The sequence below is a fragment of the Gillisia marina genome (genome assembly GCF_000258765.1).
Taxonomy (GTDB): domain Bacteria; phylum Bacteroidota; class Bacteroidia; order Flavobacteriales; family Flavobacteriaceae; genus Gillisia; species Gillisia marina.
Genome location: NZ_AJLT01000003.1, coordinates 23,387 through 39,093 on the forward strand (window position 1 = coordinate 23,387; position 15,707 = coordinate 39,093).

General features: G+C 36.6%; 18 protein-coding genes and 1 pseudogene. 4 read left to right on the forward strand and 15 right to left on the reverse strand.

Annotated elements, in window-relative coordinates:
• Positions 1–37 precede the first annotated feature (37 nt).
• Positions 38–1,141: an isoaspartyl peptidase/L-asparaginase family protein gene (locus tag ON07_RS00870; RefSeq protein ID WP_010227425.1), complete on the reverse strand. Its 1,104-nt coding sequence runs from the start codon at positions 1,139–1,141 to the stop codon at positions 38–40.
• Between the two features lie 274 nt (positions 1,142–1,415).
• On the opposite strand from ON07_RS00870, the pseudogene ON07_RS14050 reads away from it, so the two are divergent.
• The 4 genes and pseudogenes from ON07_RS14050 (at position 1,416) to ON07_RS00890 (ending at position 4,255) form a co-directional block, all read left to right on the forward strand.
• Positions 1,416–1,951, forward strand: a pseudogene (locus ON07_RS14050) (3-hydroxyanthranilate 3,4-dioxygenase).
• Positions 1,952–2,038: 87 nt separating this feature from the next.
• Positions 2,039–3,592: an L-piperidine-6-carboxylate dehydrogenase gene (gene amaB, locus ON07_RS00880; RefSeq protein WP_010227426.1), complete on the forward strand. Its 1,554-nt coding sequence runs from the start codon at positions 2,039–2,041 to the stop codon at positions 3,590–3,592.
• A gap of 140 nt (positions 3,593–3,732) precedes the next feature.
• The gene (locus ON07_RS00885; RefSeq protein ID WP_010227428.1) at positions 3,733–3,975 is read left to right on the forward strand and encodes a ribbon-helix-helix domain-containing protein; all 243 of its coding nucleotides are present in this window, start codon (positions 3,733–3,735) and stop codon (positions 3,973–3,975) included.
• A complete protein-coding gene (locus tag ON07_RS00890) occupies positions 3,968–4,255 on the forward strand; it encodes a type II toxin-antitoxin system RelE/ParE family toxin (RefSeq protein ID WP_010227429.1) in 288 nt (95 codons plus the stop codon). The genes ON07_RS00885 and ON07_RS00890 overlap by 8 nt, the downstream gene beginning before the upstream one ends.
• A gap of 56 nt (positions 4,256–4,311) precedes the next feature.
• On the opposite strand, the gene ON07_RS00895 is transcribed toward ON07_RS00890, so the two are convergent.
• The 14 genes from ON07_RS00895 to hemA form a co-directional block, all read right to left on the reverse strand.
• Positions 4,312–5,025 (reverse strand): 3'-5' exonuclease, encoded by a 714-nt coding sequence (locus ON07_RS00895; protein WP_010227430.1) that lies wholly within the window; start codon positions 5,023–5,025, stop codon positions 4,312–4,314.
• Positions 5,003–6,175 carry a serine hydrolase domain-containing protein gene (locus ON07_RS00900; protein WP_010227431.1) on the reverse strand — a complete coding sequence of 391 codons (1,173 nt, stop codon included), beginning with the start codon at positions 6,173–6,175 and terminating at the stop codon, positions 5,003–5,005. Before ON07_RS00900 ends, ON07_RS00895 begins: the two co-directional genes overlap by 23 nt.
• A gap of 39 nt (positions 6,176–6,214) precedes the next feature.
• Complete coding sequence (locus ON07_RS00905; protein ID WP_010227432.1) at positions 6,215–6,685, reverse strand: methylated-DNA--[protein]-cysteine S-methyltransferase; 471 nt, start codon at positions 6,683–6,685, stop codon at positions 6,215–6,217.
• Entirely contained in the window at positions 6,669–7,769 is a 1,101-nt protein-coding gene (locus tag ON07_RS00910) for a CNNM domain-containing protein (RefSeq protein WP_010227433.1), read from the reverse strand. Before ON07_RS00910 ends, ON07_RS00905 begins: the two co-directional genes overlap by 17 nt.
• A 135-nt stretch (positions 7,770–7,904) precedes the next feature.
• A complete protein-coding gene (locus ON07_RS00915) occupies positions 7,905–8,255 on the reverse strand; it encodes a hypothetical protein (RefSeq protein WP_010227434.1) in 351 nt (116 codons plus the stop codon).
• A gap of 298 nt (positions 8,256–8,553) precedes the next feature.
• Complete coding sequence (locus ON07_RS00920) at positions 8,554–8,910, reverse strand: hypothetical protein (RefSeq protein ID WP_029331286.1); 357 nt, start codon at positions 8,908–8,910, stop codon at positions 8,554–8,556.
• Between the two features lie 61 nt (positions 8,911–8,971).
• Positions 8,972–9,946, reverse strand: a complete 975-nt coding sequence (gene hemB, locus ON07_RS00925) for a porphobilinogen synthase (RefSeq protein WP_010227437.1) — start codon at positions 9,944–9,946, stop codon at positions 8,972–8,974.
• 73 nt (positions 9,947–10,019) lie between these two features.
• Complete coding sequence (locus ON07_RS00930; RefSeq protein WP_010227439.1) at positions 10,020–10,391, reverse strand: DUF2255 family protein; 372 nt, start codon at positions 10,389–10,391, stop codon at positions 10,020–10,022.
• A gap of 15 nt (positions 10,392–10,406) precedes the next feature.
• Positions 10,407–11,312, reverse strand: coding sequence for an oxygen-dependent coproporphyrinogen oxidase (hemF, locus tag ON07_RS00935; protein WP_010227441.1), 906 nt, complete (start codon positions 11,310–11,312; stop codon positions 10,407–10,409).
• 7 nt (positions 11,313–11,319) lie between these two features.
• Positions 11,320–11,715, reverse strand: a complete 396-nt coding sequence (locus ON07_RS00940; protein WP_010227443.1) for a hypothetical protein — start codon at positions 11,713–11,715, stop codon at positions 11,320–11,322.
• Positions 11,716–11,721: 6 nt separating this feature from the next.
• Positions 11,722–12,747: a uroporphyrinogen decarboxylase gene (hemE, locus tag ON07_RS00945; protein ID WP_010227444.1), complete on the reverse strand. Its 1,026-nt coding sequence runs from the start codon at positions 12,745–12,747 to the stop codon at positions 11,722–11,724.
• Positions 12,744–13,352, reverse strand: a complete 609-nt coding sequence (locus tag ON07_RS00950) for a uroporphyrinogen-III synthase (protein ID WP_010227445.1) — start codon at positions 13,350–13,352, stop codon at positions 12,744–12,746. Before ON07_RS00950 ends, hemE begins: the two co-directional genes overlap by 4 nt.
• Entirely contained in the window at positions 13,349–14,323 is a 975-nt protein-coding gene (gene hemC / locus ON07_RS00955) for a hydroxymethylbilane synthase (protein ID WP_010227446.1), read from the reverse strand. Before hemC ends, ON07_RS00950 begins: the two co-directional genes overlap by 4 nt.
• Entirely contained in the window at positions 14,323–15,576 is a 1,254-nt protein-coding gene (hemA, locus tag ON07_RS00960; protein ID WP_010227447.1) for a glutamyl-tRNA reductase, read from the reverse strand. Before hemA ends, hemC begins: the two co-directional genes overlap by 1 nt.
• Positions 15,577–15,707: the final 131 nt, after the last annotated feature.

Here is a 15,707-nt window from a genome sequence, read left to right on the forward strand (position 1 = left end):
AAATTATTGGGGCTTAAATTGTTATATGAAATTGTGATTACTCGTTTTCTTCTTCAACTTTCTCATTTTCTTTATAGATCCCAATAGTAAGTTCTCCTTTTTTGTTCATTGCGGCACGATACATTCCGGCAGAATTAAATTCCATTGCGATATTTCCTTTATTATCTATGGCTACTATTCCGCCTTCTCCACCAAGTTCTGTTAACTTATTTTGGATCACTTTTTTAGCGGCTTCTTCCAGACTCATTTTCTTGTATTCCATCATTGCTGAAATATCGTAAGCTACAACGCCTCTCATAAAATATTCTCCCCATCCGGTTCCAGAAACTGCACATGTGGCATTATTTGCATAAGTTCCTGCCCCAATAATTGGCACATCTCCAATTCTATTCCATTTTTTATTGGTCATTCCCCCTGTAGAAGTCCCTGCGGCAATATTTCCATTTTTATCTAAAGCCACACAACCTACGGTTCCAAATTTGGATTCCTTGATATATGGATCGTAAAAAGCAGTTCTATTGTCGGTAGTATCGGCTTTCATTTTCTCGGCTTCTTTTACTTTTTGAAGCGATTGGAATCTGTTTTCTGTATAAAAATAGGAAGGTTCCACGATTTCTAGTTCGCGTTCTTTTGCAAACAGCTCGGCTCCATTACCGGAAAGCAACACATGTGGAGAGTTTTCCATTACCTGAAATGCTAAATTTATTGGATTTTTCACGGTGGTCACTCCTGCAACTGCCCCTGCATTTAAGGTTTCTCCATCCATAATGGCAGCATCCATTTCATTGGTTCCTTCATTGGTAAATACCGCTCCTTTTCCTGCATTAAATAGTGGAGAATCTTCTAAGATATTTATAGTAGATTGGATGGCATCTATAGCCGTTCCTCCATTAGCAAGGATTTCATGCCCTACGCGAATCGCTTCTTCTAGTTTTTCTTTATAAGCGATTTCCATAGAGTCGGTCATATTTTCTTTTAAAATAGTTCCGGCGCCTCCGTGAATTACAATTCCAAAATTGTCGGTTTCTACTTTATCTGAAGTTGTTTTCTTCTGGGGTTTATCTATTGGTTTTTTTTCTTCGGTCGCATAATTACAAGCAACCAATAAGGCTAAGCAAAGAAGAAGTAATAGTTTTTTCATGAATTTAGATATTGAAATGTTTTAATTAAAAGTACTGAAATTAATAATAGCTCTAATAAATGCATTTCAAAATTATAAAAAATGACTTTTTGCGTAAGCGATAGCAGTGGAAAGCCCGCAGACTCGATCGCGACATTTATCGCGATCGGGACGAGGACTTGCAACGAATAGCGCGGTGCCCGCTAAGGGCATACGCCCAAAACATTTAGATAAGCTTCACTACTTTGTGTGACAGATTGATTAATTTTAAACAACTTTTTTAAACTGAGAGATTATGCCAATAAATAAGCCTTTTAACCTTACCAAATGGGTAGCGCAAAACCGGGATTTGCTGAAGCCGCCGGTGGGAAATAAGAATTTATATAGGGAAAGTGACGATTATATTGTGATGATTGTTGCGGGCCCAAATGCCCGGAAAGACTATCATTACAATGAAACAGAGGAGCTGTTTTATCAGTTAGAAGGAACAATAGAGATACATGTACAGGATGAGGGAGAGAAAAAAACCATGGAACTGGGTCCCGGAGATATGTATTTACACCCCGGAAAAGTACCGCATTCCCCAGTAAGGCATGAGGCTCTATCGGCCTTGTGGTAGAGCGTAAACGCTTGGGAGAAGAAGGAAAAGATGGATTGTTATGGTTTTGCGATAACTGCAATAATAAACTGCACGAAGTCTATTTTCCTTTGCATGATATAGAAAAGGATTTCTTGGGCCATTTTAAAAATTTCTATGGAAGCAAAGAATTGCGGACCTGTGATAAATGTGGCACGGTGATGCCTGTAGACGAGCGTTTTATTAAATCGTAGAGAATGAAAGTGTATTAAGGATGGGTTTCCTGTAATATTTATTATTTTCGCGACAATTAGATTTTATAATAGACAAAAACACGATAAATGAGTGATATAGCAGAAAAGTTTGGTATTAAACAAGCCTTAAAAGACCTTGGAATTACAGATGTAAATGAAGGAACTTCTACCGGAACAGAATTTTTTGGAAGTGGGGAAATTATTGAATCTTACTCTCCCGTTGATGGTTCTTTAATAGGAAAAGTTAAAACTACCACGAAAGAGGATTACGAAAAAGTGATGACTGCGGCTACCGAAGGATTTAAATCCTGGAGAACCATGCCGGCACCATTGCGTGGAGAAGTAGTTAGAAAATTTAATGAAGAACTTCGAAGATTAAAAGAACCTTTAGGAAAATTGGTTTCCTACGAAATGGGAAAATCTTACCAAGAAGGTTTAGGAGAAGTTCAGGAAATGATAGATATCTGTGATTTTGCGGTTGGATTATCTCGCCAGCTACACGGCTTGACAATGCACTCTGAGCGTCCTGGACATAGAATGTATGAGCAATACCACCCACTTGGAGTAGTAGGAATTATTTCTGCTTTTAACTTCCCGGTGGCTGTTTGGGCTTGGAATACAGCTTTGGCTTGGGTTTGTGGAGATTCTTGTGTTTGGAAAGGATCTGAAAAAACACCAATTACTTCTGTAGCTTGTCAGAAAATAGCAGCTAGAGTATTTGAAGAAAACAATGTGCCGGCAGGAATTTCTTGTTTAGTGACAGGAGATTATAAAGTAGGAGAAATGATGACTACAGATAAGCGAATTCCGCTTATTTCTGCTACCGGTTCTACTAGAATGGGGAAAATAGTTGCTTCTAAAGTAGGAGAACGTCTTGGAAAATCATTATTAGAATTAGGTGGAAACAATGCGATTATTGTAACTCCGGATGCCGATATTAAAATGACGGTTATTGGAGCTGTATTTGGTGCTGTAGGAACTGCAGGACAGCGTTGTACTTCTACCAGAAGACTTATTATTCACGATTCTATTTACGATAAGGTGAAAGAGGCGGTCGTTTTTGCTTATAAGCAATTGCGTATTGGGAATCCTTTAGATGAAAATAATCACGTAGGGCCACTAATTGATAAAGATGCTGTGAAAAATTACCAAAACGCTTTAACCAAAGTTGTTGAAGAAGGCGGGAAGATCATTGTTGAAGGTGGTGTATTAGAAGGTGAAGGTTTTGAAAGCGGTTGTTATGTAAAACCGGCAATTGCTGAAGCACAGAACTCATACGAGATCGTACAGCATGAAACATTTGCTCCTGTTTTATATATGATGAAGTATTCCGGAAGTGTTGAAGATGCTTTGGAAGTACAAAACGGAGTAAACCAAGGACTTTCTTCTGCAATTATGACCAATAATTTAAGAGAGGCAGAGCATTTCTTATCTGTTAACGGATCTGACTGTGGTATTGCCAATGTGAATATTGGAACCAGTGGAGCTGAAATTGGTGGAGCCTTTGGAGGTGAAAAAGAAACCGGTGGCGGACGTGAGTCTGGATCTGATGCTTGGAAAATATATATGAGAAGGCAAACAAATACTATTAATTACACTACAGAATTGCCTTTAGCGCAAGGAATCAAGTTTGATTTGTAGAGATAATTAATTTATATAATTCTGAGAAAACCGTCCTGAAAAGGGCGGTTTTTTTTTGTATTGGAATGTTATTGATACGTAATACTCTGAACTTGCGCGTGATGTATATTTGATGTAAATTTACACCAAACACAAATATCATGGTACGACAAAGCATCTCATTTACAAAACCAAATGATGAATGGCTAAAAGATCAATTAGACACTCAAGAATATTCCAGCAAGAGCGAATTAGTCAATGATCTAATAAGGCAAGCTAGAAAACAACAAGTAGAGATTGATTGGGTAAGGGCTAAATTAGAAAAAGCTGAAAATAGTGGATTTACCAAGGATAGTAAAGATCAGATTTTAAATCAGTCAAAGTCTTTACTCAAAAATGCCTAAATATATACTAAGCAATGAAGCTAAAGATGATCTAATACGAATTCATCAATATGGAGTGAAAAAATTCGGAATGGCTCAGGCTGATAAATATTTCTACACCTTTTTTGAATATTTTGAGATTATTGCAGAAAGACCTTTTTCATTTGAAGCAGTCGATTTTTTGAAAGAAGGATATAGGCGTTGTGTTTGCGGCTCCGATAGTATTTATTACAGGTTAAATGAAAACACGGTTGAAATAATGGCAATTATTGGAAAACAAGATTTAAGAAATCTCTTTTAATTTCTAATAATGAGAATAAAAAAACTACTTTTTTGTAAGCCTATAGAATCATAGATTTAAACCGAAATGATTTCAGCATCTTCTAAAAGTTTTTCTTGCCTGAATTTTAAGATAACTTGTGCGATTGCAATTACATCTTTTTCGCAGTAGGTAACAATCCTATCGATGTTTCCTTCTTCATAAAAAACATCCCGAACCTCGGAGCCATCGATATCATCTTTTGGAGTTTGAATTCCCAAGACATTGGTGAGTAGTTTTAAAGAAGTGTAGTGTTTATAATCGCCAAATTTCCATAATTCTAACGTATCTAAATGTGGCACTTCCCATGGTTTTTTTCCGAAGAGATCTAATTTAGAAGGTAGTGTCAAACCATGAATGATCATTCTTCTGGCTAGAAATGGAAAATCGAATTCCTTCCCATTATGGGCGCAAAGCACATGTTGTGGTTTATAGAAATGAGTGGTCAAAAGTTGCGAGAAATCTTGTAGTAACTGTAATTCTTCTCCCTTATAAGAAGTAATTCTAAAAGCCCTTTTTTCATCCTTAAAAGTGAAAAAACCCACCGAAATACAGGCGATTTTTCCGAATTCGGCCCAAATACCTGCACGATCATAAAATTCTTCTGCAGTAAAATCCTCTTTCCGCTGATATTTGGATTTATCATCCCAAAGCTTCTGTTTAACATTCTCGAGATCCTTAAAATTCTTTTCTTCAGGAACCGTTTCTATATCCAGAAACAGAATGTTTTCAAGATGTAGTTTTTGAATCATTAGCTAGCATTTTATAGGCCTCATCTATATAAATAAAGAAATCTTTTGCGTGTTTTTCTCCTTCTTCCCTGCGAATTAATTGATGTCCTAACCTCACGATTATAAGATCGTCTTCAGGAATTACAATTACATATTGGCCTAAGATCCCCCGCATACAGAAGATCTCTTTCCCGTTATAATCACTTAGCCAAAACCCGTAGCCATATTGTGGAGAATCCTCAAACCGCTGTTTGGTTGCAGTTGCTACAAATTCAGAATCCAATAATTGTTCTCCGTTCCATTTTCCATGATCCTTAAATAATTTTCCAAATCGGGCAAAATCACGGGCATTAGACGCTATGCAACAATAGGCTTTTTCCATGCCGCTTTCTTCACTATCTAATTGCCAAAAAGCATCCTCCTTCATCCCCAAAGGCTTCCAAAAACTATCACTTAAATAGGTGGATAATTCTTGTCCTGTAGCTTTTTCTATTACCATTCCTAGTAAAATGGTATTCCCACTTAAATATTTAAAGGATTTTCCTGGTTCGTCAACCACTTTTAAGCTTAATGCTTCTTTTCTAATATCATCGCCAAAATATGCTTTTGCGGTTTGAGAGAAAGGATTGTAATAATCTTCATCCCAATTAAGGCCAGAAGACATAGCTGCAAGATCCCCAACTGTTAAATCTGCCTGCTTTTTCTTGTTAAATTTTGGCAGAAAATCTCCCACCGGCTGATCTAAGCTTTTAATATATCCATCTTTAATTGCTTTACCTAACAGTGCTACCGTAATGGATTTTGCCATAGAAAAAGAATTGGTTTTGGAATCTACGCCATAACCTGGCGTATAATTCTCATACCAGATACTGTCATTTTTTATGATTAAAAAAGCGACGGTTTCCAATTCTTCATTTATTTCCTGAAGGCGCTCTGTTGCTGTTGCGGTATTATAATCTTTGCTTAAAGGCCATTCCTCAAAATTTTCTCCAGACTCAATTACTCTATTTTCAAATTCTGTATAATCGTCTATATAAGCTGTTTTATGGCCCTGGAAATAGACCACCTGTATTCCTTTAAGTATATAATCGTAATCAAATATAAATAGTAGAACCACCACTAAAAGAATAGAAGCCAGAAACCCGCCGATAATTTTTAAGAGTAACTTCATAGTTATTAAAATTAGGGCTTTTTGTTTGAAGATAAAACTTTAAAAAAGTTCTTGTTGCAATGGAGGATTTTCAAAATCCAACAACCACTTTTTACGCCATAGTCCGCCGGCATAACCGGTTAAAGAACCATCACTTCCTATCACGCGATGACAAGGGGTTACAATCCATAAAGGATTTTTTCCATTTGCTGCAGCAACAGCACGAATAGCTTTCACATTACCAAGTTCTTTGGAAAGTTCTAAATAGGATCGAGTTTCCCCGTAAGGAATCCTATTTAAGGCCTGCCAGACTTGTTTTTGAAATTCTGTTCCAGATGGATTCATTTTAATAGTAAAATCCTTTAATTCTCCGGAAAAATATCTTTTTAATTGTTCTACAGCAACTTCCAATTCTTTTGGGATCTCTTCTTGCTGAAAATCTTCCTGCTCTAAAATTTCAATTTTACTTATCCCAAGTGCATCACCTGTAATTTTACAGATTCCTAAAGGGGTTTTAATTGAGGTCGTCATTTTTAGGAGAATTTGTTTCAGAATCATTTTGCTGAATAAGACCGAGTTTTTTAGCGCGCTTTTCCCAGTTTTGCCTTGCCATGAGTTGCATATCTTCAATATGATCGCTTTCATCCATAATCTCAAGTCCTAGAAGCGTTTCAATTATATCTTCCATGGTTACCAAACCTATGGTATTTCCAAATTCATCGGCTACTATTGAAATATGGGCTTTTCGTTTAATAAAGATCTCAAAAAGTTCCGGAATCGGGGTGTTTCGATCGGTGATAAAAACATCTCTTTTTAAGATACTTAAAGGTTGCTGGCCTTTTTCATCGATTATTTCCTCAAGAATATCATCTTTAAGTACAAAGCCGGAGATATTATTGGGCTTGTCCTTATAAACTGGAATTCTGGAAAACTTTAGATTTTTATTAGCGCTATGAAATTCTTCAATGGTGGTAGATTCATTCTCGATGGTAGCAACAGTAAACGGTGTCATTACATCTTTTGCCAACACCGACTTAAACACTAATAGGTTTTTAATAACGGTCGTTTCATTTTCTTCAAAAAAGCCTTCTTCTTCAGCAGCATCGGTAATTGCCAAAAATTCCTCCCGGCTCATGGTACTTACATGTGCCGATTTCCCGATTAATTTAGTAGTGAGCAACATTAACCAAAGGATTCCGGTGTATTTCAACGGAAATATTAAAATCTGTAAAATTACAGCAGTAAATTTCCCTAGCGATTGCCAATAGGTTGCTCCAATTGTTTTCGGAATTATTTCTGAAAGAATTAAGATAGCCAAAGTCATAATAGCAGAAACGATCCCTACCGAGTTTCCGCCGCCACCAAAAACTTTCTCGGCTTGAACTCCTACAAGAATAGCTCCTACGGTATGAGCAACCGTATTTAGAGTTAAAATGGCAATTAAAGGGGTGTCTATATTACTCTTAAAATGCTTTAATGTAGTGGCATAAGCTTTTCCTTCTCTTTTTTTAACCCGAATGTAGGTAGGCGTGATGCTTAGTAAAACTGCTTCTAAAACAGAGCATAGAAATGAGAAAAAAATAGCCAAAACAGCATAAAGAATAAGTAATTCCATGGTTAAATTTCATTTTAGAACTCTAAATTAAGGATTCTTTCATATAATTTGGTAGCGCGGGCGTGGAGATAATAAAAATAATGCTGCCAAAAGAAATCTTTCAGCAGCATTCATATAAAAATCAACAATATAAACTTAAGCAGACAAATTTTTACGGATCAAATTATCCCATTTATTTGCGATAAAAAGCTGCGCATCGGCATCCAGACTATCATTATCGTCTTCGTCATAAAAGACCACTTCTTTTATTTTTTCTGCGGAATTATTTCTAAGCAATTCTAAGCCTATATGGGTTAAAGCTAATTTGCTTTTATTTCCGATTTTTTGCTGATGACCGGATTTAGATACCAAACTCTTACTCACATTTTTTAGATCGATCACCTCATATTTTGAGTGATCTTTTGGATCTATAACTAAAAACTTTTTGGTGTTACTATCTAGACCCAATAATAACGAATTTGTAACTTCAATTTGATCTAATTTCATTTGATGTTGTGAGGCTAGATTATTTAATAATTTTAAAATTCTTTTTTCTTTGGTAGCGTGCGCTACGATTATGTAAAGTATTGGACCTACAAATAGAATCAGTAAACCGATGCCATAAGGACAGATGAATTTTCCATTTTTATATAATATTAAGTTGCGATTATGAAGCTCCTTGAATAAAACTTAAGGACCTTCAAAATTTAATTGATTGTAATCTTCGAATTAGCTGAATGCGTAGAATTTGTTCTCGATTTTAAAATAGAATAATTTTCTACTTATAATTCAGCAAAAATTATGATCACCAAAAAAATTGAAATGGAAATATTTGTTGTGAAAGTAATTGTCTTGAATTCGGTGTATAGGACCAATAATTAATCCCCCCTGAAAGTTTGCTTAAAATAAATTGTGAAAATTGAAGTTCGGGTATAGTACCAGAAGCTGACAATTCATTGGAAGTCTCTTGTTCATAAGAAGTCGAAATATTTGCTTCTTCAAAGAGGATCGCTCTTTTATTCTGATCTCCTTGCAGGTAATCGAAATTTCTCGAATCGAGATCCAAGTCTTCTGAAGGATATGAAAATGCAACAGCACTAAAGGCATTCAGAAATGCAATCAGCAACAATAAAGAAACAGTATGTAGTTTATTGATTTTCACTTAACAAATGTACATTAAAAGTAAATTCGCGAATATTTTTTTGGCAATAATTTATAGCGTCTTAAGAAAGTAACTTTACAGCATCTTTTGCAAAATAACTGGCGATCATATTCGCGCCGGCACGCTTAATCGCAGTTAACTGCTCCATCATCACCGCATCATGATCTAACCATCCTTTTTCTGAAGCTGCTTTTATCATAGCATATTCTCCCGAGACTTGATAAACTGCAACCGGAACATGTACCGCCTCCTTGATGTCTCTCACAATATCCAAATAACACAATCCCGGTTTTACCATTACAATATCGGCTCCTTCCTCTATATCCATCAGGGTTTCCCGAATGGCTTCTTCTCTATTCGCAGGATCCATCTGATAGGTTTTTTTATCTCCAAAGCCCGGAGCAGAATCTAAAGCATCTCGAAAAGGGCCATAAAATGCGGAAGCATATTTTGCAGAATAACTCATAATTCCAGTGTCATGGAAACCTTCATCCTCCAACAAACTTCTAATTTCGAAGATCCTTCCATCCATCATATCGCTTGGCGCAAGAAAGTCGGCACCGGCTTTGGCATGAGAAAGCGACATTTCAGCTAGGATCGCAGTTGTATCGTCGTTAATGATCTTTCCGTCTGCAACCACACCATCATGACCAAAGGAAGAATAAGGATCTAAGGCAACATCTGTCATTACCAACATCTCCGGCGTTGCATTCTTCACCGTTTTAATTGCTCGTTGCATTAAGCCTTCTGCATTTAAAGCTTCAGTCCCGGAATTATCCTTTAGATTATCAGGCACTTTTACGAAAAGCAAAACCGATTTAAGCCCCATTTTCCAAAGCTCTTTCACTTCCTTTTCTAAAAGATCTAAGCTGAACCTATAATAATTAGGCATAGAAGCAATTTCTTCCTTTACGCCTTTCCCTTCAACCACAAATAATGGCACTAAAAAATCGTTTGGGCTCATAATGGTTTCGCGCACCAAGCTTCTTACAACTTCAGAGGTGCGTAATCTTCTATTTCTTCTTAATGGATACATGCTCATTCAATTAAAGATTATTAATAAGTCTTGTCCAAATCTAATATTTGGAAGGTAATAGGGTGACTATGTTTTAGGCTGGAAAAAACTCCATGGTATAATCGGCATATTCTGGTTGAGATATACCTATAGCATATTTTAATTTTTCTGGACGGGTATATTTTAAAAGATAGGCCTGATCTATTAGCTTATTAAAAGGATCTTGTTTTTCAAGTTTTTTCCCTTTAACATTAATTATATCGCTACCATATTTTATCTCGCCAACACCAGTCTTTTGAAATTCTGTAAACCAGCTTCTAGCACTTTTATTCCAAGACCTGGCGAAAATTCTGCCTTCCACTTCTACCATCCAGATATTTAAAAAGCTGTCTCTTTCGGTTCCTCCTTTTATCTGAATTAAGGGGTGACTCTCTAAGTAGTTATAAAATTCTGATGGAAAACTCATTTGTTATAATTTAAATTATGCCATCCAATCTTTCGGCTTTGCCAATACTTCTAAAAGTCGTTCTTCTTCACTTCCAAGCTCTGGATGATGATCATAAACCCATTGCACATGTGGTGGTAAGCTCATCAAGATGCTCTCTATTCTTCCGTTGGTTTTTAAACCGAACAAAGTGCCTTTATCATGTACTAGGTTGAATTCTACATAGCGACCCCTTCTTATTTCTTGCCAAGTTCTTTGCGCTTCGGAATATGCTAAATTTTTTCGTTTTTCGGCTATAGGAACATAAGATGCTAAAAAGCTATTTCCCACTTCGGTCACGAATGAGTACCAGTCTTCCATGCTCATTTCTTCTGAAGCTTTGCAATAATCGAAGAATAAACCTCCAATTCCACGAGCTTCGTCTCTATGTGCATTCCAGAAATATTCATCACATTTCTGCTTGTATTCAGCATAAAAGTCTGGATTATGGGCATCACAGGCTTTTTTACAGATCTCATGAAAATGTTTAGCATCTTCATCAAATAAATAATAAGGAGTAAGATCTTGTCCTCCACCAAACCAGCTATCTATTATTTTTCCGCTCTTGTCATACATCTCAAAATAGCGCCAGTTTGCATGAACCGTAGGAACCATCGGATTTTTTGGATGAAGCACCAAACTTAAGCCACAAGCGAAAAAATCTACCTCTCCCACCTTAAAATAGTGTTGCATTGCAGGTGGAAGCGGGCCATGAACCTGAGAGATATTTACGCCACCCTTTTCGAAAACAGCTCCGTTTTCTATAACTCTAGTTCTTCCACCACCACCTTCCGGACGCTCCCAAAGATCTTCTTTGAATTTCCCGGAACCATCAACTTCTTCTAATTTAGAGGTAATAGTATCTTGAAGTTGCTGAATGTATTGGAAGAATTTATTTTTCATGCTGAATTTATTCTAATGCTTTTGCTTGATTTATTTTTTGAATAATACTAAATGAGAAAGTTTTACTCTCTTTCTGAATATATTCGAAAATAGCTACTGCCGATGCTGCCAAATGCGACGCATGTTGCTCGTCTTCAAAAGGAATAATATTTAAGAGAAAATCTCCAAACTGCTCCAGATTTGAAAAGTCGAAATTCAGCTCTTTTAATTTTACTAGCAATTCTTCAGAATACCAAGTTTCAAGATCTGAGATTTTAAAACCTAGCTGGTCAAATAGGAGTCCGTTTACCTTAGAGCGTTGTTCGCTCTCATAAAACTCAGGAACAAATTCCAAGTCGATTAATCTCCCAACAAGCTCGTTGATCTTTTGGTTCTCTTCGTCTCTTAAACCTTTGCTAAGCATGTTCGCCTATTTTGAATATTCTTTAACCGCATCAATAAACGCACGGGCATTTTCAACAGGAATATCTGGTAAAATTCCGTGACCTAAATTCACGATATATCTATCTTTTCCGAATTCATCGATCATCTGATGAACCATTTTCTTAATCTCTGCAGGTGGCGAATACAATCTTGAGGGATCAAAATTTCCCTGAAGTGTTATTTTTCCTCCAGATAAGTAACGTGCATTTCTTGCAGAACAAGTCCAATCTACGCCTAAAGCTGAAGCTCCGGACTTAGACATTTCATCTAGCGCAAACCAGCATCCTTTTCCAAATGCGATCACAGGCACTTCATCTTTTAAAGCATCTATAATTTGTTGCATATATCGCCATGAAAAAATTTGATAATCTGTTGGAGACAACATTCCTCCCCAAGAATCGAATATTTGTACGGCATCTACTCCGGCTGCAACCTTCGCTTTTAAATAAGCAATAGTAGTATCGGTAATTTTTTGAAGCAAAGTATGTGCAGCAGCAGGATTGGTAAAACAGAATTTTTTGGCGATATCAAAATTCTTAGAACCTTGTCCTTGTACAGTATAACAGAGAATCGTCCATGGAGAACCTGCGAAACCTATTAATGGCACTTCATCATTTAAAGCTTGTTTGGTCATTTTTATGGCATCCATTACATAACCTAACTCTTCATGTACATTAGGTACATACACCTTTTCTACATCTTTACTGGTGCGAACAGGATTCGGCAACCATGGCCCAACGCCCAGTTTCATTTCTACCTCGATATTCATCGCTTGAGGAATTACCAAAATATCACTAAATAAAATAGCAGCATCCGGGCCAACTTGATTTATGGGCATCACGGTGATTTCTGTAGCCAATTCCGGAGTTCTACAACGGGTGAAGAAATCATACTTTTCTTTCAATTTCATGAAATCCGGCAAGTATCTTCCTGCCTGTCGCATCATCCAAACCGGCGGTCTGTCTACTGTCTCCCCTTTTAATGCTCTTAAAAATAAGTCGTTCTTGATCATTTCTTATATTTTTTAATCGCCTGTACAATTACATTTTCAATACTAGGCTTATTCGCGATAATTATATGTTGTGTATATTTCTTAGCTTCGGCTGCAGTGGTTTCCCCAATACAAAAAGCGGTACTCGAATTTAAGTCATTTTTCTGGCAATAGCTTTTAACTCCGCTGGGACTAAAAAACAAAACCCCATCAAAAGTGCTATTAAACTTTTTGGGATTCAGAGAAGTGTTATAAACCTCTAATTCTTTAATAGAAACATTTTCTTTTTTAAGAATCTCAGGCAATTCTTCTCTCCGCATAGAACCACAGATGTAAAGAAATTCTTTTTCTCTGAATTCATTCACGATTAAATTCGCCAATTCTTTACTGGAATTTGCTGAAGCATTAACTTCATATCCATTTTTTAAGATCTCTGCCTTGGTTTTTTCACCCACACAAAAAATGTTGAGCTCTCTGGTCTGAAATTCCGGGTATTGAGTAAAAAATCCTTTTACGCCATTCTGGCTTGTAAAGATGAGGTTTCTAGGGATAGGTGCGTCTAAAGAAGAATGATCGAACTCAATACTAATAGCATCATATTCAACCAATCCAATTCCTGAATTCAAAAGAAGTTGCTTCTGATTTTCAGCAAGTATTTTAGTAGAGAGGATGCTAGCATGATATTTAGTTCAAGACTTTTTTTTATTTCTTCCATCAAAACGCTGCCTCCATTATTTAGTACTTTTAAAGCGCAATTTTTTCCGAAGTTTGGTGCATCTTCTAAGGCAATCTTTCTTTCTATGGAAACTTGCTTTTTTCCATCTAAACTGAATAAAGCTCCTTTAAAACTTATTTCATTCCCTTTAATAGTTGCCAAAGCACCAATAGGAGCAGTACAACCGCCTTCGAGTACTTTTAAAAACTCACGTTCTATGTGAACACAAATCTCAGATTCTCTATGATTTAAGGCTTTTAAAATGTCTCTTGTTTCATTATCCTTTTCCATGGCAACAACCAGCATCGCACCTTGAGCGGGAGCGGGAAGCATCCAGTCTAGGTCTAATGAATTCTCCGATGTCAAATTGATGCGCTCTAGCCCGGCAGCGGCGAAAATCGCCCCGTTCCAATCGCTATCTTTTAGCTTTTGCATTCTGGTATTTACATTTCCGCGGAGATCTACGCAGGTATGTGATGGATATTTATTTAGCCATTGTGCTTTTCTTCTTAAGCTTCCGGTTGCAATAATTCCTTCAGCATTTAAAAATTCCAAGCCTTTATGGATAAGAATGTCTTTGGAATTGGCTCTTTTCAGAACGGCTGCCTCTACAATCCCTTGCGGAAGAGCTGTTGGCACGTCCTTCATAGAATGTACAGCAATATCTATTTTGCCGGTAAGCATGGCGACATCCAGAGTTTTGGTGAAAATACCTGTGATACCCATTTCGTATAAAGGTTGATCTAAATTTAAATCGCCGGTGGACTTAACGGGAAGTAATTCGGTTTTATGACCGAGTTTTTCGAGTGCAGTTTGAACTGTTTTGGCTTGCCAAAGTGCAAGTTCACTATCGCGGGTACCAATTCTAATAACTTTGCTCATTATATGGAATCTTCCAGCTGAAATACTTTTTGGATAAGCTCCAAACTTTCATCTGAGGTGTTAGAATCATCTTTTAAGTGATTGGCAAAATGATTCATTATTTTTTGAATAATTCTATTGCTTACAATCTCTGCTTGTTCGCTATTGAAATCGGTGATTTTTTTACTTTGAAAATCCAACTCGGCATCTTTCATCGTTTTCAGCTTCTTCTTTAAAGCTTTAATGGTAGGTGCAAATTTTCGCATTTCCAACCATTTATTAAAATCGCCTTCAACTTCTTTTATAATTTCTTGAGCATGCGGAATAAATTCTTTTCTCTTTTCCAAAGTAGCATCGGTCATTTGAGAAAGCTGATCTAAATGAATTAGGGTCACATTCTCCATTCCTACTACATCATCTGCTACATTTTTAGGAATAGAAAGATCAAGAATCAACAATTGCTTTTTCGCATAGATCAATTCCTTAGAAATTGTAGGATTCTGAGCTCCGGTGGCTACTACCAAAATATCTGCATCTCGAATTTCCGATTGTAGATCGGCATAATCTTTTACTCTTAAATTGAACTTTCCGGCAATTTTTTCAGCCTTGAGCTTAGTTCTATTTATAAGTGTAATATGACTGTTTTTGGTATGCTTTACCAAGTTCTCACAGGTGTTCCTTCCTATTTTCCCGGTTCCGAATAAAAGAATATTCTTATCGGTAACATTTTCAACTTCATTTAAAATATACTGAACAGATGCAAAACTTACCGAAGTTGCTCCCGATGAAAGCTGAGTTTCGTTCTTAATGCGCTTGCTGGCCTGGATTACAGAATTAATCAATCGTTCCAAAAAAGGATTGGCAACTCCAACTTTCTTAGAGGCGATAAATGCAAGTTTAAGCTGACTTATAATTTCGAAATCTCCGAGAATCTGGCTATCTAAACCGGTTCCCACTCTAAACATATGGGAAATAGCTTCCCGATTTTTATATACAAAAGCTACTTTTTCGAATTCTTCAACAGTTCCATGCGTGTGTTCGCAAAGCAATTTAATTAGCTGATATGGGTGTTGGGCGAAACCGTAAATTTCTGTACGATTACAGGTAGAAGTGACTATTAGGCCATCTATTCCTTCAATTTTTGCCTGCTTAAGTAAATTTGTTTTTCCTTCTTCGGTAAGGCTAAAGTGGCCTCTAATGTCGGCGTCAGCTTTTTTGTAGCTTAATCCTATGGTATAAAAATGTTTCCCTCTGGAGATATGATACTTTTCCATGAACCTGTTTAGGTATTCTGGGACAAAGGTAAATGATAGGTATTTCAAAAAGTAACGCTCAAAGTACTAAATGTGTCGTTTGATGGGATTTGTAGATGGAACTATCTTTAATTTGCTGAAATAGCTTAAAT